This window comes from Cognaticolwellia mytili, assembly GCF_002104475.1.
Classification (GTDB): Bacteria; Pseudomonadota; Gammaproteobacteria; order Enterobacterales; family Alteromonadaceae; genus Cognaticolwellia; species Cognaticolwellia mytili.
The window spans coordinates 76832-99864 of record NZ_NBOF01000008.1; the positions used below are offsets into that span (position 1 = coordinate 76832).

Here is a 23033-nt window from a genome sequence, read left to right on the forward strand (position 1 = left end):
TAAAAAGGAATAATAAATGCGCAAATTATTAGGCGCGCCTTGGTATAAGAGAAGTCTTACTGGGGTTGTTACTGCTGTGATGCTCAATGGTGTTTTGCTTTCAGCTAGCGTTAATGCTGCTGATTACTCACCAAACTTTAAAGGCACTGAAATTGCAGAATTTATCAATATTGTTGGTAAGAACTTAAAGAAAACGATGATCGTTGATCCTAATGTCCGTGGCAAAGTTAATGTTCGTAGTTACGACCTGTTAACTGAAGAACAGTATTATCAATTTTTCTTAAATGTTCTCGAAGTTTATGGTTTTGCAGCAGTAGAAATGGACAATAATGTTGTCAAAATTATTCGTAATAAAGATGCAAAAACCTCATCAATACCGGTTGTTGGTAATGAAAATCCAGGTGTTGGTGATGAGATGGTCACCCGTGTTGTTGAAGTGAAGAACGTTACTGTACGTGAGTTAACCCCATTACTTCGTCAATTATCGGATCAAGCAGGTGGCGGTAATGTAGTTAACTACGACCCTGCCAACGTTATAATGCTTACCGGTACCGCTGCGGTAGTTAACCGTTTAGTCAAAATCATTGAGCGCGTTGATAAGGCTGGTGATCATGACGTACAAATTATTAAGCTTAAATACGCTTCTGCCGGTGAAATGGTGCGTATTATTGAAGCGATGAACAAATCTAGCCAAGGCAAGTCGGCAGGTACACCTACGTTTTTAATTCCCAAAATTGTTGCCGATGATCGAACGAATAGCGTTATTGTCAGCGGTGAAGCACAAGCCAGAGAGCGAGTAGCAAGACTTGTATCTCGTTTAGATAGTGAATTAGAGTCTAACGGTAATACTCGTGTTTATCATCTTAAATACGCTAAGTCTGAAGAGATGGTAAAAGTGTTAGAGGGTGTTAGTAAATCGATTGAATCTGATAGTTCAGGCTCGAAAAAGAGCTCTAAAAATAGTAAAACAAGAAATGTTAGTATTGATGCTCATGAAGATACTAATACGTTAGTTATTACGGCTCAACCTGATATGTTGCGCTCACTTGAAGCTGTTATTCGTCAATTAGATATTCGCCGTGCTCAAGTACTTATTGAAGCCATCATTGTTGAAGTTTTTGAAGGTGATGGTGTTAACTTAGGTGTACAGTGGTATCACGAATCAGGAGCAATGACGCAATTTACCAATGGTGTTGCACCAATTAGCTCAATTGCCGCAGCAGCTGAAGCTGCTCAATCAACACCAGGAGCGAAAGGTTCTACAGTGGTAAATGGAGACGATAAAACTACAAATCCCGATCAGCCTGACGTTAAAGGCGATTACAGCCTAGCTGCCGATGTCTTAGGTTCAGTAAGCGGAACACTGTTCGGTATTGTTAAAGGTGATTGGGGCGCAGTCTTACAAGCGGTAAGTTCGGACACCAACTCGAACATATTATCTACGCCAAGTATTACTACCCTTGATAACGAAGAAGCCTATTTTATTGTTGGTCAAGAAGTGCCCATTATCACGGGCTCTGCAACGGGTAGTAGTAATAACAACCCATTTCAAACAGTTGAACGTCAAGAAATTGGTATTAAGTTAAAGGTTACACCGCAAATTAATGAAGGTAGTGGTGTGCAGTTAACCATCGAGCAAGAAGTTTCTTCTGTTAGTGGTGCAACTGGTGTTGATATTTCGATTAATAAACGTGAAATTAAAACTACTGTGATGGCCGATGATGGCGCGACAGTAATTTTAGGCGGCTTGATTGACGAAGACGTGCAAGAAAGTGTGCAGAAAGTACCATTATTAGGTGATATTCCAATCCTTGGGCATTTATTTAAATCAACAAGTAATACTAAGCGCAAACGTAACTTAATGGTGTTTCTACGTCCAACGATTGTTCGTGATGGCCAGCTAATGAGTGATTTAAGTAAAGAGAAATACAACTATATTCGTGCGCAAGAAGTGTCAAGCCGTGAAGCCGGGCTAGAATTAATGGATGATGAAAAGCTACCTATTTTGCCTGAATGGAATGATGAGTTATCTTTGCCACCATCATTTGAAGAGCATATGAAAAAAGTAGAAGAGAAAAAAATATTTACCAAAAAAGAAGATGAGTAATGAGTGATATCGATTCTCAAGCTCAGGCTTTTATTGTGGCAAGTGAAGCTGATGATGAACAACAATTAATGGATAGTGACATTATTGTCGATGAAAGCATTCGTTTTCGCTTGCCATTTGGCTTTGCTAAGCGCCATAACGTGCTTATTGAAAAAGACGAGAATAGCTTACGCTTAGTCTGTGTTGATACGTTAAATGCTGATATTTTACTTGAAGTTAGGCGAGTACTGAAGTCACCTTTTGAAATTGAAGTGAAAACGGCTGAAGAGTTCGAGCAAATGCTGACGATTGCTTATCAGCGTGACTCTTCTGAAGCACAGCAAATGATGGAAGATATTGGTAACGAAGTCGACTTATATTCGCTTGCCGATGAAATGACTGAAACTGAAGATTTACTCGAAAATGAAGATGATGCACCGATCATTAAATTGATCAATGCCATGTTAAGTGAAGCAATTAAAGAAAATGCCTCAGATATTCATATCGAAACTTTTGAAGAATCATTACAAATTCGTTTTCGTGTTGATGGTGTTTTACGTGAAGTCTTAAAACCAAATCGCAAGTTAGCATCATTGCTAGTTTCACGTATTAAGGTTATGGCAAAGCTTGATATCGCTGAGAAACGTATTCCACAAGATGGCCGTATTTCGTTAAAAATAGCTGGTCGAGCGGTTGATGTCCGTGTATCTACTATGCCGACAGGCCATGGTGAACGAGTCGTACTGCGTTTATTAGATAAAAATTCTACCCGATTAGACCTACAAGATTTAGGAATGACGGACGGCAATAGAGCACGCTTTTCTGAATTAATCGAAAAGCCGCATGGCATCATTTTGGTTACTGGGCCAACAGGCTCAGGTAAAAGTACTACCTTGTATGCAGGCTTAAGCCAAATTGATAGTAAAGAACGAAATATTTTAACGGTAGAAGACCCTATTGAATACGCTATTGCAGGTATTGGTCAAACACAGGTTAATACTAAAGTAGACATGACTTTTGCTCGAGGCTTACGTGCAATACTTCGTCAAGACCCTGATGTAGTCATGGTGGGTGAAATTCGAGATTTAGAAACTGCTCAAATTGGTGTTCAAGCTAGTTTAACTGGTCACTTAGTGCTTTCAACCTTGCATACTAACACCGCTGCGGGTGCGATTACGCGAATGGAAGATATGGGCGTTGAACCTTTCTTGCTTTCGTCGAGTCTACTTGGTGTATTAGCACAACGTTTAGTGCGAACCTTGTGCCCACATTGTCGTGAATGTTGTGCTCCATCGGAAGAAGAACGCCGTTTGTTGCAACTTTCTGAAGGTGACCAAGCGCCAATTTTTAAAGCCGTAGGTTGTGAAGAGTGTAATTTCAAAGGCTATAGAGGCCGAACAGGTATACATGAACTGATTGTTGTTGATGATAAAGTGCGAGAGCTTATTCATAACGGCAAAGGTGAGCAAGTTATCGAAAAGTTCATTCGTGAAACAACACCGAGTATTCGTCGTGATGGCTTTGACAAAGTCATGTGTGGGGAAACGACTATTGAAGAAGTCTTACGTGTTACTCGTGAAGACTAACTAGGTTTTAAATTAAATTGTAAATTATGGCAGCATTTGATTATCAAGCGGTTGATAGCCGTGGTAAGAATAAAAAAGGTGTAATCGAAGGAGATACGCCAAGACATGTTCGCAGCTTGCTACGCGAACAAGGGCTAATGCCAACAGAAGTCACCGCAAGTTTACAAAAAAGTAAACAGGCAGGGAAAAAGTCAATATTCAGTGGCGGTAAGAAAATATCAGCAACTGAATTAGCATTGATCACTCGGCAGCTTTCTACCTTGGTTGAATCTGGTTTGCCAATTGAAGAGTCGCTAATGGCGGTCGGTGAGCAATGTGACAAAACATCTTTGAAAAGTATGGTGATGGCTGTTCGTACTAAAGTCACCGAAGGCTATAGCTTGGCGGAAAGTATGGCTGAATTTCCGCAGGTATTTAACCATTTGTTTCGTGCTATGGTTGCGGCAGGCGAAAAATCAGGACATTTAGATAAAGTGCTCGATCGACTTGCTGATTATACAGAACAAAGGCAACAGTTAAGATCGCAACTTATTCAGGCACTGGTTTACCCTATTATTATGACAATAGTTGCTACGGGCGTTATCACCATTTTGTTAACAGCAGTAGTACCTAAAATTGTTGGCCAATTTGAACATATGGGCGCGAACTTACCTGGTACAACTAAACTGTTGATTGCGAGTAGTGATTTTTTACGTGATTATGGTTTATTTATTGTGATTTTTATTGCAGCCTTAATGTTTCTTTGGTCACAACTATTAAAAAAGGCTAACTTTAAGTTTGCTTATCATAAGCACTTCCTTGCCTTACCTGGTATTGGTAAAGTGGCTAAAAGTATTAATACTGCCAGATTTGCCCGAACGTTGAGCATTTTAACCGCTAGCGCCGTTCCTCTATTAGAGAGCATGAAAATCTCTGGTGAAGTTTTAGATAACCTTTTCATTAAACAAAGCGTCAAAGAATCAGCAGATAAAGTTAGAGAAGGAGCAAGTTTGCGCGTGTCATTAGAGCAGACAAAACTTTTTCCACCGATGATGTTACATATGATTGCTAGTGGAGAAAAAAGTGGTCAGCTTGAGCATATGCTAGGTCGTGCTGCCGATAATCAGGATCGAGAATTCGAAGCCATCGTTAGCATTTCGTTAAAGGCCTTTGAACCTGCATTAATGGTGGTTATGGCGGGCATTGTTTTATTCATCGTAATGGCTATATTACAGCCAATTCTTCAGTTAAATACATTAATAGGAAGTTAGAAATGAAAGCAGTTAAAAATATTCGAGGTTTTACCCTTTTAGAAGTCATGGTTGTTATTGTGATTTTAGGCATTTTAGCCAGTATGGTAGTCCCTAACTTAATGGGGAGCCAAGAGCGCGCTAATATGCAAAAAGCTATTTCTGACATCAATGCATTGGAAACATCATTAAGCATGTATAAAATGGATAACTATAAGTACCCAAGTACAGAGCAGGGCTTAGAAGCATTAGTGACTGAAACTGATATTGAGCCGGCACCACGCCGTTTCCCTGAAAATGGTTATGTGAAGCGGTTACCTAATGATCCTTGGGGCAGTGAATATCAGTTACTAAACCCCGGCGAAAACAGTAATATGGATATTTTTTCTATGGGGCCTGATGGTGAAGCAGGCACCGATGATGATATTGGTAACTGGAATTTAGGTGATTTTCAGTAGTCAATTTTGATTACTTGTTAACTATGAAGACTAGAATCTGCCATTTGCGGACTATAAAAAATAGGCAATATCAAGGTTTTACGTTAATCGAAGTGATGTTGGTGATTGTCTTGATCGGCATTATGGTTTCTTCGGTTCAATTCAGTTTTTCCAGTAGTAAGCCTGAGCAATTATTACAACAAAGTAGTGCCCGCTTTGCGGGCATTTTTGATGTCGCCGCTGAATACGGCATGCTTAATAATATTGAGCTTGGTTTGTACATTGATGAAAATACCTATCAATTCCTTGGTTATGATGGCGTGCGTTGGTCACCAATAGCTGATAAGCCAGTGTTTGAAGCTTTTACTTTGCCGGAAGGTGTTGAAGTGGTATTGCAGCTTGACGACTTACCGATCGAAGATGTTTTGCTGTTTGACCCTACGTTATTAAATAACGAAGACGATGAAAGCCTTTTCGAAAAGGAAGGAGAAGAGAAAAAAATCATTCCGCAGGTGTATATTCTTTCAGGAGGCGATATCACACCATTTAGCTTAACATTTGAACTTGCTGATTTTAGCTTCGATAAAGGTGAAGACGTTATTTTTAAGGTTACAGGCATTTACACCGTGCCATTAACGATAGAAGGACCGCTAGAAAATGCTAACCGTCGTTAACTACACCCGCACAAAACTTAAAAATGGTTTTACCTTAATTGAAGTAATGTTAGCAATGGCGGTGTTCTCTATCGCAGGTATTGCTATTTTAGGAACCGCTGATACTAATGCTCGTAACTTAGGGCACTTGGAAAGTAAAATTATCGCTAGCTGGGTTGCCTCAAACCAGTTAGTTGAAGTGACCTTAGATACTGTATGGCCGCCAAAAAACAATAAAAAAGGCAAAGTTGAATTGGCTGGACAAGAATGGTTTTGGCAGCAAAAAGTACTTAAAACTACCGATAAAAATTTACGAGCAGTTGTCATGGAAGTACGGCTTACAGAAACAGAAGAGTCAATACTTAGCAGTTTGACGACCTATGTTGCTAAGAAGAACTAATGAAAAAAACAGCAACAAGGCATAATAAGCTTGTCAAGAAAACTAACTTGTCTTTAATAAATAAAAGTAAAGGCTTTACTTTACTGGAAGTATTGATAGCTATTGCAATATTTTCAGTGATTAGTATGGCAAGTTTTAGCATCTTTGAAACCGTATTAAATAGCGATACCGTAACGAAAGAACGTACTGATAGAATTAATGAATTACAACGCGGTTTCTTAATCATTGAACGCGATATGCTGCAAATAGCCAGGCGTAGTATGAGATTTAATGGCGAAGCGCCACAAGAAGGTTTTTTACATACCGACAATGAAAGTTTTTCTAGTGATGAGAAAGCTATAGGCTTCGTTCGTCATGGTTGGACTAACCCTGGTTTGCTCTTACCGCGTAGTGATGTGCAATCTGTTGCTTATCAATTAAATGATAATGTCCTTGAGCGTTTACATTTTAATTTTGTTGATGCGGTCTTAGGGGAAGAGCCAAAAATTCGGCCATTAATTTCTCAAGTAGAAAAATTAGATTTTGAGTTTTATGATGGTAAGAAATGGCAAAAAAATTTACAAAAAAATACCTTGCCGATTGCGATTGCTATTGAACTTGATACCACAGATTATGGTGTCATTCGCCGCCAGTATCTAATGGCAGGTGACAGCCAGCAAGACAAGGATGAATAGAATGGCAAAAAATAATCGACAAAAAGGTGTCGCTTTAATTACAGTGATGCTAATTGTTGCTTTAATTGCCATATTGGCGACGCAAATGACAGCACGTTTGCAGTTACAAATGCAGCGAACTACTAATATCGGCTCAAACCAACAAGCGTACTGGTATGCTATGGGGGCAGAAGCTTTTGCTAAAGGTATATTAAAACAGTCATTTGAAGACAATGCAGAAGTCACCAGCTTAGAACAGATTTGGGCACAAGGTGAAAGTACTTTACCAGTAGATTTTGGTGAAATAACCGGTGAAATAACTGATTTGCACAGCTGCTTTAATTTAAATTCACTGCGCTCTGATGATGGTAGCGGTGATAAGGGCACAGTTAAGTCAATAGCAAGAAGAGCTTTTGAAGAGTTGCTGATCGCACTTAATATTGAAGGTATTGGGAATTTTGAAGCGGAATCAATGGCGGATGCCTTAGCTGATTGGCTTGATGCAGATGATAGTATATCTAGCTCAGGTGGCGCTGAAGACAATGATTATGCCGCGAAAGAATTTCCTTATTTAGCCGCAAATAATTATTTAGCGAGTATCAATGAGTTACGTGTTGTAGAGCACTTTAACGTTACCGTGATAAATAAATTAAGAGATTACGTTTGCGTGTTACCTGATACGAATTTGAACAAAGTGAATATTAATACAATTGCACAAGACAAGCCTGAATTGCTTGTCGCCATGCTGGGGATCACCCAAAATGTAGCTGAAGAAGTGCTTTCAAGTCGAAAAGAAGAAGGTTTTCAAAGTGTCGATGAGCTTTTTAAATTAAGTATATTGAAAAGTGTAAAAAAGCCTGAAGATAAGAAAACTCTCTTTACCGTCAAAAGTGAATATTTTAAGTTCAAAACTAACGCAAGTTTTAATAGCAGCTACTTTGCGATGAAAAGCATTATGAGAGTAGAAAATAAGAATAATATTAACGTGGTCAGTCGCATCATTGGACGAGAGTGATTTTACGATGGTTAGTCTTCTTAAAATGAAAAATTAAAAATGAAAAGTGAAAGCTAAAGTGGCAAATAAAAATAATATTAGCGTGAACAATTGCGTCATAGGACAAAAGTAATGGGTGAAACCTTATTTATCCGTTTAGGCAACCGAGTTGACAGTAAAATACATTGGCTGGTTAAAACTAACGGACATGAAGAAATTATTGCCAGTGGCGAATTGCCCAATGCAAGCGAATTAACACAGTTAACCACAAAGGCTGCGGCACGTGATGTTGTTACCTTTGTACCTGCATGCGATGTTGCCGTTAAAAGCTTAACAGTACCGGGCTCTTCACAACGAGCAATTCGTTTAGCGGCCCCTTATATGTTAGAGGATGAATTAGCGCAAGACGTTGAAAAGCTGTTTTTTGCCTTTAACGAACAAAAGCAAAATGAGCAAGGTAATAATTGTTTTTTAGCCGCACTTGAACGCGAACAGCTATCACTTTGGCAGCAATGGTTAGCCGATGCTGATATATTCTGTAAATTGATGATCCCAGACGCGCTAGCGTTACCTATCAATGAAGAACATTGCACTGCGGTGATGTTAGACGAACAAATTCTTATGCGCTTATCACCTTGGCAAGTAATGTCATTTGAAAGTAATGCTTGGCCATATGTTGTTCCACAACTGATTAATAACAGCGATGTAGATAAAGAAATTCACTCGTATTCGCCATTACCCAATATGCCTGATAACTTAAGTGTTGAGTTTTTGCCAGAAGAGTTACCATTAGCTATTTTAGCCAATCACTATTCGACTAAGTTTAACCTGCTGCAAGGTGAATTTCAGGTTAAAGAAAAGCGTTCAACAACATTGACGAACTGGTTGTGGGTTGCCGGTATTGCAAGTTTTGCTTTAGTGCTTAATTTTGCACTCAAAGGTGCAGAGTTATATCAGCTATCAAACCAACAAGCAGCAATTGAGCAGGAAGTTATTGCGACTTATAAAAGTGCCTTCCCAGAAACGAAAAGAGTTAAAATATCTACTATTCGTTCGCAACTAAAACGCAAGTTAGCAGAAGTCGGTAATAGTGGTGAATCAGCAGGCTTCTTACCCTTATTGATTAACTTAGAGCCAGCGTTAGCGAGTGTGCCTGAGATTAAGCCGCAAACGTTGAAGTTTGATGGCAAGCGTAAAGAAGTTCGTATGCAAGCCGTAGCTAAAGATTATCAGTATTTTGAAAAACTCAAAGTAGCGTTAGAAAAAGCCGGGCTGACGGTTAATCTCGGTGCACAAAATAATCAGGGTGACCAAATTTCAGGGTCTTTTAGTATCACAGATAAATCATCTAAGGGACGCTCATGAAAACTTGGTGGCAACAGTTAAATATTCGTGAGCAACGACTTGTGGTTGTGATGTCAGCACTGATATCTATCTTCATTCTTTATAGCTTAATCTGGCAACCGATGAATGAAAGTATCGCGACAAGTAAGTTGAAAATTGAACGTCAGCAAAAGTTGTTAACTTGGGTACAAGAAAGTGCTCAACGGTACCAGCAGGCTAAGCGTAATGGCGGTAACAGTAGTGGTGAAAGCTTATCAAGTATCGTTAACCGCACTTCACGAATAGAACAAATTAGCATTACGCGTATGCAGCCACAAGGCGATGATTTACAGGTATGGATTGATGAAATATCTTTCAATCAATTATTATTATGGCTAGGAAAGCTCGCCAGCAGAGATGGCCTACAAGTGAAAAATATTGATTTGAGCAAGGCAGATCAGCAAGGTGTTGTTAGAGTTCGTCGATTACAGTTAGGAAAAAATTAATGAAAAAAAACTTTACTATAGCTGCAATTTTTATCGTTTTGTACAGTGTTTTTGTTATTGCACTGATGCCAGCTAATTGGCTAGCAGGACAAATTAAATTACCTAATAATGTTACTGTTGCTGGTATTGAAGGCAGTATTTGGCAGACTAAAATATCACAAGTTATCGTTGATGATATTATCATTAGTCAAGTAGAAAGTTCATTGTCCCTGCTATCAGTATTGATGTTAGATCCTAAGTTTGATATCACTTTTGGTGATGCATTAATCAATGGGCCAGAAGGGCACTTAGTGTTAAGTGGTTTGCTAACAGATATAACCATTGAAGACGCGATGGTTGGTTTGGCCGCTAATAATGTCTCAGCAAAACTTAATTTACCGATTGATATTATTGCCCATGAGCAGCTGACCATTAACGTTGCACGCTTTGTTATTGGCGCGCCGATATGTAGTGAACTTGACGGTGATTTTCATTGGCGTAATGCTGCTGTCACTGCGCTTGATGAAAAAATTAAATTAGGCAAGTTATCTGCGAAACTCAGTTGTGATGAAGGCGAGCTAATTGCTGACATTGATCCGAAAAATAATTTAGGCCTTAGTTACCGTGCACAAATTAAAAAGAGTGGTCGCTTTAGCGGTAGCGGTTATTTAACGCCGGGTGCGAAATTCCCTGAAGAACTAAAGTCAGCCTTAAATTTTATTGGTAAAGCAGATAAAAAAGGGCGTTATCGATTAAAGATATAGCGGTCAACTAACTAGAAAGGTAATAGGTGCCATCAGTGCTTTTATTGCCTTTTAGCAACCTTCATTACCTGTGGCTATTTAGATGCGAATTAGTTCAAACCGCTACGTTTTATCTCTTCTACAAATATACCAAAATCAGTTATCGCGGGATAACCGCTAATTTTTTTATTTGCTTGTTTACTATCAGGGTTGGCGACCGCTAAAAGGTGCTTGATACCAAATTTTTTGGCGGAATCTAAGATCACTAAACTGTCGTCAACGAATAACGTACAGTCGACATCAAAGCCATGTTTAGCTTGTAACTTCTGCCACAATAGTTGTGATTCTTTGGTGACGCCAAATTCGTGGGTTGAATATAAAGTATCAAAATACTGATCTAACTCGGTACGTTCAATTTTTAATGACAAGCTGTCAGGGTGCGCATTAGTGACTAAGACTACATCGCGTCCCGAGGCTTTTAATGCTGTTAGAAAATCATGAGCATCATCACGTAATCGAATTAAGTGCTGTATCTCGCGTTTCAAGTCAGTAATTGATAAATTTGTATGTTTAGCCCAGTAATCTAAGCAATACCAGTCTATAGTACCTTCAACATCTTGGTAGTGCGCGGATAATTTTTTTTTGGCTTGTTCAAGACTTATATTTTCGCTTTCGCTGTAGCGTTTGGGCAAATGATGTAGCCAGAAATGGTTGTCAAAATGTAAATCTAGGATGGTTCCATCCATATCCAGTAAAACAGTTGAGATTTTTGACCAATCAAGCATAGATTTTATCCTAGAAACACGTTTATTATAGGATTATACCCAAGAGGTTGAGCTGTGTATTCAATATTACTAAATCTTAGTTTGCTTTATTGAAGCTTTCTTCACTTTCTGTTGCGATTAAAGGGCGTTATGAGTACAAAAAAACAATTGCCGAAAATTACTGCACGTAAACAAGTAGCCAAAAGCGGACTGTTTACTATCGAACAAATTGATCTGAGTTTTAGTAATGGCGAAAGTAGAGAGTACGAGCGTATACCTAGTAAAGGCTCGGGTGCTGTAATGATTGTGCCTATGCTTGATGATAAAACTATGCTGCTAGTTCGTGAATATTGTGCTGGTACTCATAGTTATGAACTGGGCTTTCCAAAAGGGCTAATTGATCCAGGCGAAGCGCCGTCAACAGCTGCTAATCGAGAGCTTAAAGAAGAAATAGGCTATGGCGCAGAAAACCTCACCTTCCTTCACCATGTTGCCACTGCCCCTGCTTTTTTTGATGCCCAAATGACTATATTTCTTGGTGAAAAACTTTATCCTGAAAAACTTGAAGGTGATGAACCTGAAGAGTTAGAAGTTGTGCCATGGAGACTAGCTGATTACCAGCAATTGTTGGCGGCGAGTGATTTTAATGAGGCGCGTAGTATTGCTGCGCTATTATTAGTAAAAGACCATTTGAGGGGAATTTGATGGACTCAGAGAAATTATTATCTATTGCGATTGAAAGTGCTAAAAAAGCGGGTATAGAAGTCGCTAAACACTACAAACAAGGTGACTATACCGCTGAAATGAAGGCTGATAATAGCCCTGTTACCAGTGCAGATATTGCTGCAAATGATGTTTTGATGGATCAGTTGAAGACTTTGACCCCTGATATTCCTGTAATTTCGGAAGAAGTTGGAGCTTTACCGTTAGCAGAACGAGGAAAATGGTCCCGTTATTGGCTACTAGACCCGATAGATGGCACTGGTGAGTTTATTATTGGCAGTGGCGATTTTGCGGTAAATATAGCTTTGGTTGAAAATGGCTGGCCTAGTATTGGAGTGATACATGCGCCAGATCACCAACTAACTTATTATGCGCAGAATAACTTAGGTGCTTATAAAGAAAATAACCTTGCCAGTCATAGAATTCATGTTGCAGAGTATGATGGTGAACGCCGGATTAAAGTCGCGATTAGTCGACGCCAAGATATTAATTTAATGGGGCAATATCTAAATGATGAATTTTCCTACGACCATATTGCGTTGGGTAGTTGTTCATTAAAAAATTGTTTGATAGCTGAAGGCGGTGCCGATTGTTATTTGCGAGTTGGGCCAACAGGAGAATGGGATACCGGTGCTAGTCACTGTATTATTGAACAAGCTGGCGGTAGTATTATTGATAGTGAGTTTAATCCACTTACCTATAATCAACGTACAACGCTAATGCAGCCCGACTTTCTCTCGTTAGGCAATAAGGCTATACCTTGGCAACATGCCATTAAACCGCACAGAACGAGTCGCTCACTGGGATGAAAAACCATATAGTGTTAGATATGTCACAAAATTACCCTTACAATTGAGTTAACTAAGAATTTGATGAAATAGCTAATAAGTTTAATCAACAGCTATTCTTAACTTAATTTACGGAGTGCTTAATGCGCAAATCTACATTAACTTTAATAACGATACTTTCATTTGCTTTAACCAGTTTACCTAGCTTCGCAGGTTGGCAGCTTGATAACAAAAATTCGCTACTTAATTTTGTTTCAGTTAAAAAAGGTACCGTGGCTGAAAATCATCATTTTTCTGCACTTGAGGGAAGTATCGATAAGAGCGGTAAAGTTAGTATTAAGGTCGACTTAACCAGTGTAGATACCAATATTGCTATTCGAGATGAACGTATGAAAACGTTTGTTTTTGAAACTACAGAATATACTTCAGCAATGTTTACTACTCAACTTGATAAAGACTTGTTGTCAAACCTTAAAGTTGGAAAAAGTGATGTGAAAACTGTAACAGGTAACTTGAGCTTTCATGGTCAAAATCAAGAGGTCACCATCGAAGTTAACGTGAGTAAAATTAACACTAAAACATTATTAGTAAGTACGACAAAACCTTTCTTTATTAAAGCTGATGTTTATGGTGTTGTTGCTGGCATTAATAAATTAAAAGAGTTGGCGGCTTTACCAAGTATTGATTACGTAGTGCCTGTGAACTTTTCGGTAACATTTAGACATTAAACGTGGTGTAAAACGCTAGTAACTTAATGATGCTAGATGAACATAAAGGCACTAAAAAGTGCCTTTTTATTTATATGAAGTACGATATACCACGCTCACATGGATCTGAAAGAATAGTGATTCACCTGAGAGTTTCCAACATTGAAATAATGTTTAGAACAAAATACATGCAGTGATGATTTTTTTAACAATGTTTAAACTTCTTCTTCAACACCTTCAATGAATTGATCGGCCGGCATGATATTAACGGTCTCATGTAGCTCAGAATAAACCAGTAATGCACTACCTTGTTTTAATTGTTGCTGAACCTGCTGAATTTTATCGCTTAGTGCAACATCTTCACTACCGTATTCAGTGCCTTCTCTTAGTACAAAGTTTTCAATAATGGCACTTAACGTTTCTTTTGGTAATGTGTCTAATGGGATAATCATAAGTGTCTCGCAAAAAACTCAGGTACTCGTGCTTCTAACCAGTATTGCGGCTTGAAAGGATTATTGCCATTAATGAAGCCAACGTGGCCTCCACGTTTACTAATTTCAAAGTTAATGTGTTCGGGTAGTGTTTTAATAGCTGTAGTGTTTTTATTGCATAAAAAAGGATCGTCACTGGCGTGAATAATCAAGCACGGGGTTGCTATATTATTGAGTACATCTCGGCCACTGGCTTGTTGATAATAATCATTGGCATCGGCGAAACCATTGATTGGCGCAGTGATCATTTGATCAAAATCACGAATAGAGCGAATATTGAGCAAGTCTTTCTGATTAATATTAGGGAGCAAGTTGATGTTGATTTTCTCAATCGTACTGGCTTTGAGCATATCGACAAGATACTTTTGGTAGATACGAGAGAAGCCCTGATTGATTCTATCGCAGCAACTTGACAGATCTAATGGTGCACAAATTACACTTGCTGCCTGATAAATTTCTTCTTTTTGCTCTGCTAGGTATCGGGTAAGTACGTTACCACCGAGCGAAAACCCTACAATAGCTTTTTTAGCTTGAGGATAGGTACTAGCAAGGTGTTGACTGAAAAAATCGACATCACAAGTTTGGCCACTGTGATAAGACTTTGCCATACGGTTTGGTCGGCCACTACATCCACGAAAATGCATTAATACACCCACCCAACCTTTGGCTTTAATCGCTGATAGCATCCCTTTAGCGTAATGGCTGTTTTTAGAGCCTTCTAAACCATGTAAAACCGCAACTATTGGACGTTGACAGGCTGGACTTACTTTTTCTGTCCATGCTAAATCAACAAAGTCGCCATCAGGTAGCTCTAAGGTTTCATCACTAGTCTCTAAAATGTGATGGCGTCGTAGTAATTTTGCGGCCATGGTTTGAACATGCCCATTTTTTAGCCACCAGGCCGGAGAAAAAGAACTTTCGCTAAACATAAACCTAATAAATACTGATGAATACAAAGGCTTATTGTACGTTAAAACATCATTGATGCACAGGATAAGAAGCTGTTGCTAATATCGTCATAAGTTAATGCTGTATTATAGCTAATGGTTTATTGGCTACCTTGCGGCTGAATTTTCATCTTTAAAATAGTAATTAGTTACATCAATGGCTTATTATTTTTCATCTTCATTCATTTGCTTTAAGAAGTAGTAAATGTAAAAGCCACCTATCCCTAGAAGAATAGCTAAACCAATGAAAGAATAAAGTACAACAGGGTCATTAAGTAGCATTTCTATAATGTTCATAACTTGCTCCAACACATATAAAATTAAGTAAATAGCATAGAGCATATTGTAAATAACAAGTAATTAACGCTTATTGATTTAGATCACAGTCATATTCACTTTATTACATTGAAGTCGAATACCTGTGTTGGGCTTGTATTTCCCGATTATAGAATAATTTCAAAACCAATCGGTAATACTAGAATTACCGCTACGGCATAAGTAAAACGTTGGTTAATTAAACTGTCGTTAGCTTGCATTGGTATACCGAAAAATGGTCGTAAAATGTTAATGCGCTTTATGATTTCAAAACTGATAAAACAACAGATGATAGTTGCTGATATCAATGATATAGCTTCTATCGTCGCGCTTAGACTTAATCTAGAAATGTTATAGCCAATAACTACGATAAAGCTTTGATGTAGGATATAAAAAGGGTAAACCGCTTCATTAAGGTAGCTTAACTGTTTTGATTTTTTATTTAGCATTTTATGAGCAATAGCAAACAGTGCAAGCACGCCTAAGATGCGCAATAGACTGTAAATAAACATACCAAGCATTAGTAACCATGACTCACGACTGCCTGGAGCGCTCAGTTCAACTAACCAAACTTGATTATAAAAGAATATAAAGCTGATATAGGCAATGGCGAAGCTACATATTAGCCAACTTATATTGTTGCTTATTCGTTGCCAAAAGTCTGTTTGCCAGCCAATTAAGTAGCCATAAACCATAAAGGTAAAACCTAATGGGTAGCGTACTTGCTCCATAGACCAGTTAATTTGAATGATAAATATCGGTAAAGTTGTCAATAAAATGGCAATTACACCGTATTGCTTGAATAACCAGTTAATGCAGTTTTCTATTTTGGTTGAATTGAGTAAAGGTAATAAACACAGTATCACCAGTGAGTACTGCCATAAGGAGCGAAGAAACCAAAGGTGGTTAACATCAATATGAGGCCAGATACCGGACTGATATTTATCAAATACACCATTACCATCGCTGAAAAACACTTTTAAGAACTGCCAATAATTCATATTGAGATCGCCATTATTGGTCATTTCAACGTAAAGTTGCGGCGGCACAACAATCAGTATGCCGAATAATAAGGGCAGTAATATGCGCAAAGATCGCATACTAATAAAGCGCCAAACGGAAACTTTGGCGATAATAAAACGAATAGCAATACCTGCAATAAGCCAAAGTAGTGCCATACGCCACGGTTCTACTATCAACATAATATTTTCAAGAAATTGTGAGCTATGTTGGCTTTTTACGTGCCAGCCCCAGTTCTCTACGTAAAACATACCGCAATGAAATAAAATTAATAAACCAAAGGCAATAACTCTTAACCAGTCAAGGTCATACCTTCTTTCAGGCATATGCTTTTGGTTCGGAATAAAAAGTTTTGCAATTGTAGTCATGAACATTTTTGACATAAGTGTTAACGTTTGGTTGGCTTGTGATGTTGATATCTTCGCTGCTACACTGAATAGATTCACGGCATAAAGGCTGTAAAAACAATAGATAGGGATAAGTGGTGAAATACAGGGATAAACATTATTACTTTGAGATGAAATATTATGAGTAGGCTAGAGCATTTTCAAAAGTATAAACTTCGCTACGAAGCTGCGGTGCTTTTTATCTACTTTTTTATTAATAATTCTCTGCATGCAACGTCGGTAATAATGGAAGCTAAACGTAAGGGATCAGAGTTGCCATTTGCATTATGGGAGCCTTTCGTTTGGGAATACTCAAGTGCGATTAGTATATTGCTGTTATTTCCCTTGATGGTGGTATTATTGCGACGCTTACCTTTTAGTTGGCAATCGATAAAGCGTTCTATTTTTCTATATTTTCTCGCCTCAATCATTTTTTCACTATTACATGTCGGAATAATGGTCGCTATTCGAAAATTAAGTTACTTTTTAGTGCAGCGGAATTACGATTTTGGTGATCTTTGGTATGAGCTATTTTATGAATACCGTAAAGACTTATGGGCCTTTATCTTTTTTATTGGCATCATTAAAGCCTATGAATTTATTTTGAACCGACTTGCTGGCGAAGCTAACCCTATTGAACAGGGAGAAGACAATAATCAAAGCGTCGCCAACGACATTGATAGACTGCTAGTTAAAAAGTTAGGTAAAGAGTTTATTATCAAAATTACTGATGTTGAGTGGCTAGAATCATCGGGCAATTATGTCAATTTACATATCGCTGGACGCATTTATCCAACAAGGGCAACGTTGACGCAACTAAGTGAACAAATTAGCACGAAAGGCTTTTGTCGCATTCATCGTTCACATGCGATAAACCTAAATTGTGTTGAATCTATAACGCCATTAAGTAGTGGTGATAGTGAAGTTAAGCTCAATAACGGCAAAGTGCTAAACCTGTCACGGCGCTATAAAGATAGCTTTAAATCTCAGCTTGTTCAATAATCTTATTTAACGGTTTTAAAAACAATAAACCCGCTATTAATCGCGGGCTTATTGTTTGTTACTTGCTGATAATAAATTTAAGAATACTTTCTTAGCTTCATCTCACGTTGCTTGATAATTTTTTGATGAATAGCATCGGCTTTTTCTCTAGCCACTTTAATTTGCTCTATGGTGAGTTGGTTTTCATCCATACCACGGCTTTTTTCTGCCATTTTGTAGCCATTTTTTGCGGCGATAATATTCCAGATGTAGGACATCTCGGTGCTTTTCGGTACGCCTTTTCCTTCAAAGTACATTAGCGCAAGATTAAACTGTGCCAAAGCATAGTTTTGGTCAGCGGCTTTTTGATACCAACGTGATGCTTGTAGATAACTCCGTGTCACGCCGTCACCATTGTAAAGCATGACACCTAAATTAAATTGCGCACGAGGTAAGTCTTTATTAGCGGCCTTTTCCATGAGTGCAAAAGAGGTTTTTAAATCTTTTTTGGTCACTTCACCTTCGCTGTAGAGTAGAGATAGGTCGAATAAAGCTTCAGAGTAGTTTTGTGACGCAGCTAAATTGAACAGCTCAAGTGCTTTTTTAGCATTCTTAATCACACCATAACCATTTAAATACATGATGCCCATTTGATATTGAGCTGGAGCGTATTCTTCTGCTACTAATGGCTCAAATTCAACAAGCGCGGCTTTAAATTCACCACGATTTAATTCATAGATTCCAAGATCAAGGTCGCCACTAACAGCTGAGTGACTGGCAAATAGGGCTATGCTCAATATTGCTAAGGTTAATTTTTTCATTTTAATGTCCTATATATGTTACCGCTGTTATTAAAGCGACAAAGTACCTTAAGTTAAGTGTAGCAATAAATTTATAATGCTTGCGACATTATCTCTTCTATTTGCTCTTCTAAATCGAGCCATTCCATTTCATGTTCTTCGATTGCTTGAGTTAACTTAGCTTGTTGCTTCAGTAGTGTGGTTAACTCAGCTTTGTGCTCAGCTTGGTATATTTCGCTATCCGCCAACCTAGCTTCAACTTCACTTAACTCGTTTTGTCCTTTTTGTACTAACTTTTCAAACTTGTCTGCTTGCTTGCGCAGTGGTGAAGATTTTTTACGTAATTCGGCTTGTTCTTTACGTTGCTGCTTTTTATCAACTTGCGGCTCACTAATGATTTTGTTTGCTTTTACGGTTTGTTTTTTATCGTCATTTAACCATTGTTGGTAGTCATCAATGTCGCCATCAAAGTCAGTCACACGGCCGTTAGCCACTAAGTAAAACTCATCAACACACGACTCTAATAAGTAACGGTCGTGGGCAATAAGAATAATTGCTCCATCAAAGTCTTGTAACGCTAATACTAATGCTTGGCGCATTTCTAAATCAAGGTGGTTGGTTGGCTCATCTAGTAGTAACAGTTGCGGTTTTTCTAACACAATAAGTGCTAATACTAAGCGCGCTTTTTCACCACCAGACATCGTGCCCACTTTGTCTAATGCTTGGTCACCACTAAAACCAAAACGACCTAAAAAACTTCTTGCTTGTAGTTCTGTTAAGTCGGGCTTTGCACGTGTAATGTGTTCAATGGCGCTACTAGGCAAATGAAGTTGCTCTAGTTGATGTTGAGAAAAGTAACCCACTTTAAGCTCTTGCGCGCAATAGCGTTGACCTTGCAGCAGTGTTAAATCTCCCGCGAGAGACTTTATTAAAGTTGATTTACCAGCACCATTTCGGCCGAGTAAGCCGATGCGGCTACCAGGTACTAACGTCATCTCTACATTTTCTAGGATAATGGCTTCATCGCTATAGCCACATTGGCTTTCAGTCAGTGACAATAATGGGTACGGCAAGGTTTCTGGTTGTTCAAAACTGAAAGTAAATTGGCTATCAACATGCGCAGGCGCTAAGTCGGGCAACTTTTGTAAACGCTTTAAACGACTTTGTGCTTGTTTCGCTTTACTCGCCTTAGCGCGGAAGCGATCAACAAAAGAGGTTAAGTGCGCCACTTCTTTTTGTTGCTTTTGAAACTGAGCGTCTTGCTGCGCTAAATGTTCGGCACGCTGACGTTCAAAGGCGGAGTAATTACCCGAGTATAACTTCGCGCCTTGTTGTTCGATATGTAAAATTTGCCCAATGACATCATCTAGAAAGTCACGATCATGTGATATCAAAACCAAAGTACCTGTGAAGCGTTTTAACCAGCGTTGTAGCCAAATTACAGCGTCTAAGTCTAAATGGTTTGTCGGTTCATCAAGTAGTAATAAATCGGCACGACTAATCAAAGCTTGCGCTAAGTTTAAACGCATACGCCAACCACCAGAGAATGATTTAACTGGGTTTGATAATTGCTCTTGTAAAAAGCCCAATCCGTGTAATAACTCAGCAGCACGAGCAGGTAAGCTATAGCCGTTGATAACATCTATTTGATTGATAATAGTTGCTTCGAGTGTGCCGTTATCATCGGTACGAGCTTGTTCAAGTTTTGCTTCTAGCTGGCGGTATTCTATATCGCCATCAATAACATAATCTAACGCAGATTGGTCTAATGCCGGCGTTTCTTGCTTAACAGTGGCAATTTTCCAGCTTGCTGGCATGGTAAGGTTACCTAAGTCAGGCGGTAAGGTACCAAGTAAGCTGGCGAATAAAGATGATTTTCCACAACCATTTGCCCCGACAAGTCCAACCTTATGATTTGGATGTATGGTAAAACTTGATGATTTTATGAGGTATTTTGCGCCTCGGGCTAAACTTAAATCTGTGGCTGTGATCATTTATCGCTACTCTTTTTAATGCAAGGCGCTATTGTCGCTTTTCCTTGGGGGGTTGTTCAAGGTAAAATAAGAGTTGTAGGCAGTTATCTTGCCCTTCTTATCTGAAAATTAACTGAAAACTGAGTAAAAAGTGAAAAAAAGATTTATAGCCGGTGCAACTTGCCCAAAATGTAAGGCAATGGATACTATGGCTTTAACGAAAGAAAATGATGTTGAGACGGTAACTTGTGTAAATTGTGGCGAGCAAATGTCGCAAACCCAAGAACATGTAGCGCAGGAAGTGAGACCAAATGAACAAGTTATTGGTATTTTTAAGCAAGAATAAGCAACAATTACTTTAAGCTAAACAAAAGTTTTTTTGTTTAGCTTAATTTCGTCATGCGCTAATCGTCCAAGTGGCTTGGGTATAGTGCTAATAATGTGGCGGTGGCGGTTCTATTTCTTCTTTACCTTGTGGCGAAGCCGCATTTTCTTTAAGTCGGTTAGCAATGACATTAAGTTGCTGCTTAAGCTCTGCTATTTCGCTTTGGTGAACCGACAGTTCATGGTTGAGCTGTTCAATAACATCATCTTGAAAGGCATTACGGGTTTCAAGCGACTCTATCGCTTGTTCTATCTCACTAACTGATTTCACTATTTATTTACCTGCCATAATTCGGCGTATCCTGAAGAGCTTTCGGTGATTACGCGCTCATTATCCCTAAAAGCAGCACTATACACAACCGCTCCTGCAGGACGAATATCTTCACGCGGTGTTACCCGCCAACTTGTTAAGCGCTCACCTGTAGAAATCGCCCAAATACTGACTTTACGTGAAGGAGCACCAGTCAGTAATGTAGTACCGTCAGGTGAAAACCGTACGGTACTAAAGACTTCTTGGCGATTAAAATACTTAAGTTGAGAGACTAGTTTACCGGTTTTTAAATTCCAAATATTTGCTGACTTTTTACTATCAGCAGTAAAGGCATATCTACCTTTAGGATCTAGCGCTACCATAGTAACTCGACTAGGGTGATTGAAACGATAAATGACTTGTCCTGATTGAGTATCCCAAACGTAGGCTACAAAATCATTAGAGCCGGAAATAGCGACTCTGCCATTAGGCATTATATCTACAGCATTAATTTTTTCTTGGTGACCGAGAAACTCTAATCTTCGACCATTGTCAGGCGTAATATGAACAACCTTGCCGTTACTTTGACCGACTAATAAATAATTGCCATTATTAGCAACGGCAATGTCGCGAATGTTTGATTCACTGATCGACCAAAAGCCTTCCGACTTACCATTGTCTATATTCCACAAAGAAAAGTCATTTCGATTGGCAATCAGGGCATGGCTATTATTATCGGCAATATCAGCAAGTAGTACTAAATTGTCTGTACTGTTTTGTTGTTGTGACCAGCTGTATTTCAAGGCATTTTTGTCAAGATCCCAAAGGCTCACACCATGGTGAATCGAAGATACAACACTGTATTTGCCATCATTTGAAATGTTTGCGGCATAAGCACCTTCAATCGCATGTCGCCATTGTTGCTCTGGGACTTGCTCGCTAGGTTGGCATGCGGATAGTAATGTTAGTAAAAACAATGTTTTGAGCGTTCGAATAGTGAAGATAAATTTCAGCAAAATATTAATACTTTTTTCTTGTCTCATTTATCGTTAGTATAAGCCGCATTGTTTCACAATTCACACATATTTAATGACTTAGCGGGAATTTCCGCCTGAGTAGTATAACGGAGATGTAAATGAGATTTTTTAAACCGACTGTAGTCGCCATTGCTTTATTGTCTGTAATGGGTTGTCAAGAACCAACAAAACAAGAAGAAAAAGCAGTTGTGCTTGATACTGAGATACAAAAACAAGCCTACGGTTTAGGTGCATCAATTGGTATGTACATGGAACGTAATTTAGAAGAACACAATAAAATGGACTTAACGTTAGATAAGTCACTTATTATCCGTGGTTTCACTGATAGTATGGATGGCAAGTCACAAATTGAGAAAGAAGATATTCAAGCGCTATTGATGAATTTAGATCAAGCGATGAAGGCGAAGCAACAAGAGCAAGCATTAGTAAGTGCAGAAGCTAGCTTAGCTGAAGGTCAGAAGTTCTTAGACGAAAATGCCAAGCAAGATGGCGTTAAAGTGACTGATTCAGGTATCCAATACTCTGTATTAACTGCCGCTGAAGGTGATAAACCTGCAGCGACAGACACTGTAAAAGTTCACTATAAAGGCACGTTCTTAAACGGTGAAACATTTGATAGTTCATATGACCGTGGTCAGCCAGCAGTATTTCCACTTAACCGTGTTATTGCGGGTTGGACTGAAGGTGTGCAGTTAATGTCAGTTGGCGCTAAATTTAAATTTACCATTCCTTCAGATTTAGCCTACGGACCAAACGGCAATCCACCAAGTATTCCAGGTAATTCAGTACTTCAATTTGAAATTGAATTACTTGAAATTCAAAAGCACGAAGCGGCAGCTCAAGTCGGTGACAAGTAAGGCCTGATTCTATAATACGTT

At 38.8% G+C, this 23033-nt stretch carries 26 protein-coding genes; 17 read left to right on the top strand and 9 right to left on the bottom strand.

What is annotated here, in order from left to right:
* Positions 1-16: 16 nt before the first annotated feature.
* The 11 genes from gspD to B7C41_RS19685 all read left to right on the top strand — a co-directional run bounded on the left by gspD (position 17) and on the right by B7C41_RS19685 (position 10610).
* Positions 17-2107 carry a type II secretion system secretin GspD gene (gspD, locus tag B7C41_RS19635; protein ID WP_085300676.1) on the top strand — a complete coding sequence of 697 codons (2091 nt, stop codon included), beginning with the start codon at positions 17-19 and terminating at the stop codon, positions 2105-2107.
* Positions 2108-2175: 68 nt separating this feature from the next.
* Complete coding sequence (gspE, locus tag B7C41_RS19640; RefSeq protein ID WP_211279559.1) at positions 2176-3672, top strand: type II secretion system ATPase GspE; 1497 nt, start codon at positions 2176-2178, stop codon at positions 3670-3672.
* 26 nt (positions 3673-3698) lie between these two features.
* Entirely contained in the window at positions 3699-4922 is a 1224-nt protein-coding gene (gene gspF / locus B7C41_RS19645) for a type II secretion system inner membrane protein GspF (protein ID WP_085300678.1), read from the top strand.
* A 2-nt stretch (positions 4923-4924) separates the two neighbouring features.
* Positions 4925-5359 carry a type II secretion system major pseudopilin GspG gene (gspG, locus tag B7C41_RS19650; RefSeq protein WP_085300679.1) on the top strand — a complete coding sequence of 145 codons (435 nt, stop codon included), beginning with the start codon at positions 4925-4927 and terminating at the stop codon, positions 5357-5359.
* 44 nt (positions 5360-5403) lie between these two features.
* Positions 5404-6012, top strand: coding sequence for a type II secretion system minor pseudopilin GspH (gspH, locus tag B7C41_RS19655; protein WP_235839795.1), 609 nt, complete (start codon positions 5404-5406; stop codon positions 6010-6012).
* Positions 5996-6391, top strand: coding sequence for a type II secretion system minor pseudopilin GspI (gene gspI, locus B7C41_RS19660; RefSeq protein ID WP_085300681.1), 396 nt, complete (start codon positions 5996-5998; stop codon positions 6389-6391). The genes gspH and gspI overlap by 17 nt, the downstream gene beginning before the upstream one ends.
* Entirely contained in the window at positions 6391-7065 is a 675-nt protein-coding gene (gene gspJ / locus B7C41_RS19665) for a type II secretion system minor pseudopilin GspJ (protein ID WP_085300682.1), read from the top strand. The genes gspI and gspJ overlap by 1 nt, the downstream gene beginning before the upstream one ends.
* Before the next feature lies 1 nt (position 7066).
* The gene (gene gspK / locus B7C41_RS19670) at positions 7067-8059 is read left to right on the top strand and encodes a type II secretion system minor pseudopilin GspK (protein WP_235839796.1); all 993 of its coding nucleotides are present in this window, start codon (positions 7067-7069) and stop codon (positions 8057-8059) included.
* A gap of 111 nt (positions 8060-8170) precedes the next feature.
* On the top strand, positions 8171-9403 hold the full coding sequence (gspL, locus tag B7C41_RS19675) for a type II secretion system protein GspL (RefSeq protein WP_085300684.1): 1233 nt from the start codon (positions 8171-8173) through the stop codon (positions 9401-9403).
* On the top strand, positions 9400-9867 hold the full coding sequence (gene gspM, locus B7C41_RS19680) for a type II secretion system protein GspM (protein WP_085300685.1): 468 nt from the start codon (positions 9400-9402) through the stop codon (positions 9865-9867). The genes gspL and gspM overlap by 4 nt, the downstream gene beginning before the upstream one ends.
* Positions 9867-10610, top strand: a complete 744-nt coding sequence (locus tag B7C41_RS19685; protein ID WP_085300686.1) for a type II secretion system protein N — start codon at positions 9867-9869, stop codon at positions 10608-10610. The genes gspM and B7C41_RS19685 overlap by 1 nt, the downstream gene beginning before the upstream one ends.
* A gap of 89 nt (positions 10611-10699) precedes the next feature.
* Here B7C41_RS19685 and yrfG read toward each other — a convergent pair whose 3' ends face one another.
* The gene (yrfG, locus tag B7C41_RS19690) at positions 10700-11374 is read right to left on the bottom strand and encodes a GMP/IMP nucleotidase (RefSeq protein ID WP_085300687.1); all 675 of its coding nucleotides are present in this window, start codon (positions 11372-11374) and stop codon (positions 10700-10702) included.
* Between the two features lie 129 nt (positions 11375-11503).
* Here yrfG and nudE point away from each other — a divergent pair, with 129 nt between their 5' ends.
* The 3 genes from nudE to B7C41_RS19705 all read left to right on the top strand — a co-directional run bounded on the left by nudE (position 11504) and on the right by B7C41_RS19705 (position 13592).
* A complete protein-coding gene (gene nudE / locus B7C41_RS19695) occupies positions 11504-12058 on the top strand; it encodes an ADP compounds hydrolase NudE (protein WP_085300688.1) in 555 nt (184 codons plus the stop codon).
* Positions 12058-12885, top strand: coding sequence for a 3'(2'),5'-bisphosphate nucleotidase CysQ (gene cysQ, locus B7C41_RS19700; protein WP_085300689.1), 828 nt, complete (start codon positions 12058-12060; stop codon positions 12883-12885). The genes nudE and cysQ overlap by 1 nt, the downstream gene beginning before the upstream one ends.
* A gap of 122 nt (positions 12886-13007) precedes the next feature.
* Positions 13008-13592 (top strand): YceI family protein, encoded by a 585-nt coding sequence (locus tag B7C41_RS19705; protein ID WP_085300690.1) that lies wholly within the window; start codon positions 13008-13010, stop codon positions 13590-13592.
* A gap of 194 nt (positions 13593-13786) precedes the next feature.
* Here the strand turns inward: B7C41_RS19705 and B7C41_RS19710 are convergent, their stop codons facing one another.
* From B7C41_RS19710 to B7C41_RS19725, 4 genes are all read right to left on the bottom strand, one after another.
* Positions 13787-14023 carry a YheU family protein gene (locus B7C41_RS19710; RefSeq protein WP_085300691.1) on the bottom strand — a complete coding sequence of 79 codons (237 nt, stop codon included), beginning with the start codon at positions 14021-14023 and terminating at the stop codon, positions 13787-13789.
* The gene (locus B7C41_RS19715) at positions 14020-14991 is read right to left on the bottom strand and encodes a hydrolase (protein WP_085300692.1); all 972 of its coding nucleotides are present in this window, start codon (positions 14989-14991) and stop codon (positions 14020-14022) included. The genes B7C41_RS19710 and B7C41_RS19715 overlap by 4 nt, the downstream gene beginning before the upstream one ends.
* Before the next feature lie 183 nt (positions 14992-15174).
* Positions 15175-15306 (bottom strand): DUF3149 domain-containing protein, encoded by a 132-nt coding sequence (locus tag B7C41_RS19720; RefSeq protein ID WP_085300712.1) that lies wholly within the window; start codon positions 15304-15306, stop codon positions 15175-15177.
* A 146-nt stretch (positions 15307-15452) separates the two neighbouring features.
* On the bottom strand, positions 15453-16712 hold the full coding sequence (locus B7C41_RS19725) for an acyltransferase family protein (RefSeq protein WP_158089168.1): 1260 nt from the start codon (positions 16710-16712) through the stop codon (positions 15453-15455).
* Between the two features lie 159 nt (positions 16713-16871).
* On the opposite strand from B7C41_RS19725, the gene B7C41_RS19730 reads away from it, so the two are divergent.
* A complete protein-coding gene (locus tag B7C41_RS19730) occupies positions 16872-17732 on the top strand; it encodes a LytR/AlgR family response regulator transcription factor (protein WP_085300694.1) in 861 nt (286 codons plus the stop codon).
* Between the two features lie 77 nt (positions 17733-17809).
* Here the strand turns inward: B7C41_RS19730 and B7C41_RS19735 are convergent, their stop codons facing one another.
* Both B7C41_RS19735 and B7C41_RS19740 read right to left on the bottom strand, forming a co-directional pair.
* On the bottom strand, positions 17810-18532 hold the full coding sequence (locus tag B7C41_RS19735; protein WP_085300695.1) for a tetratricopeptide repeat protein: 723 nt from the start codon (positions 18530-18532) through the stop codon (positions 17810-17812).
* Between the two features lie 71 nt (positions 18533-18603).
* A complete protein-coding gene (locus B7C41_RS19740) occupies positions 18604-20505 on the bottom strand; it encodes an ATP-binding cassette domain-containing protein (protein WP_085300696.1) in 1902 nt (633 codons plus the stop codon).
* A 130-nt stretch (positions 20506-20635) separates the two neighbouring features.
* Here B7C41_RS19740 and B7C41_RS19745 point away from each other — a divergent pair, with 130 nt between their 5' ends.
* Positions 20636-20830 carry a YheV family putative zinc ribbon protein gene (locus B7C41_RS19745; protein WP_085300697.1) on the top strand — a complete coding sequence of 65 codons (195 nt, stop codon included), beginning with the start codon at positions 20636-20638 and terminating at the stop codon, positions 20828-20830.
* Between the two features lie 87 nt (positions 20831-20917).
* Here the strand turns inward: B7C41_RS19745 and B7C41_RS19750 are convergent, their stop codons facing one another.
* The gene (locus B7C41_RS19750) at positions 20918-21139 is read right to left on the bottom strand and encodes a SlyX family protein (RefSeq protein ID WP_235839797.1); all 222 of its coding nucleotides are present in this window, start codon (positions 21137-21139) and stop codon (positions 20918-20920) included.
* Positions 21139-22122, bottom strand: coding sequence for a WD40 repeat domain-containing protein (locus B7C41_RS19755; protein WP_407919566.1), 984 nt, complete (start codon positions 22120-22122; stop codon positions 21139-21141). Before B7C41_RS19755 ends, B7C41_RS19750 begins: the two co-directional genes overlap by 1 nt.
* Before the next feature lie 131 nt (positions 22123-22253).
* Here B7C41_RS19755 and B7C41_RS19760 point away from each other — a divergent pair, with 131 nt between their 5' ends.
* On the top strand, positions 22254-23012 hold the full coding sequence (locus tag B7C41_RS19760; protein WP_085300700.1) for an FKBP-type peptidyl-prolyl cis-trans isomerase: 759 nt from the start codon (positions 22254-22256) through the stop codon (positions 23010-23012).
* Positions 23013-23033 lie beyond the last annotated feature (21 nt).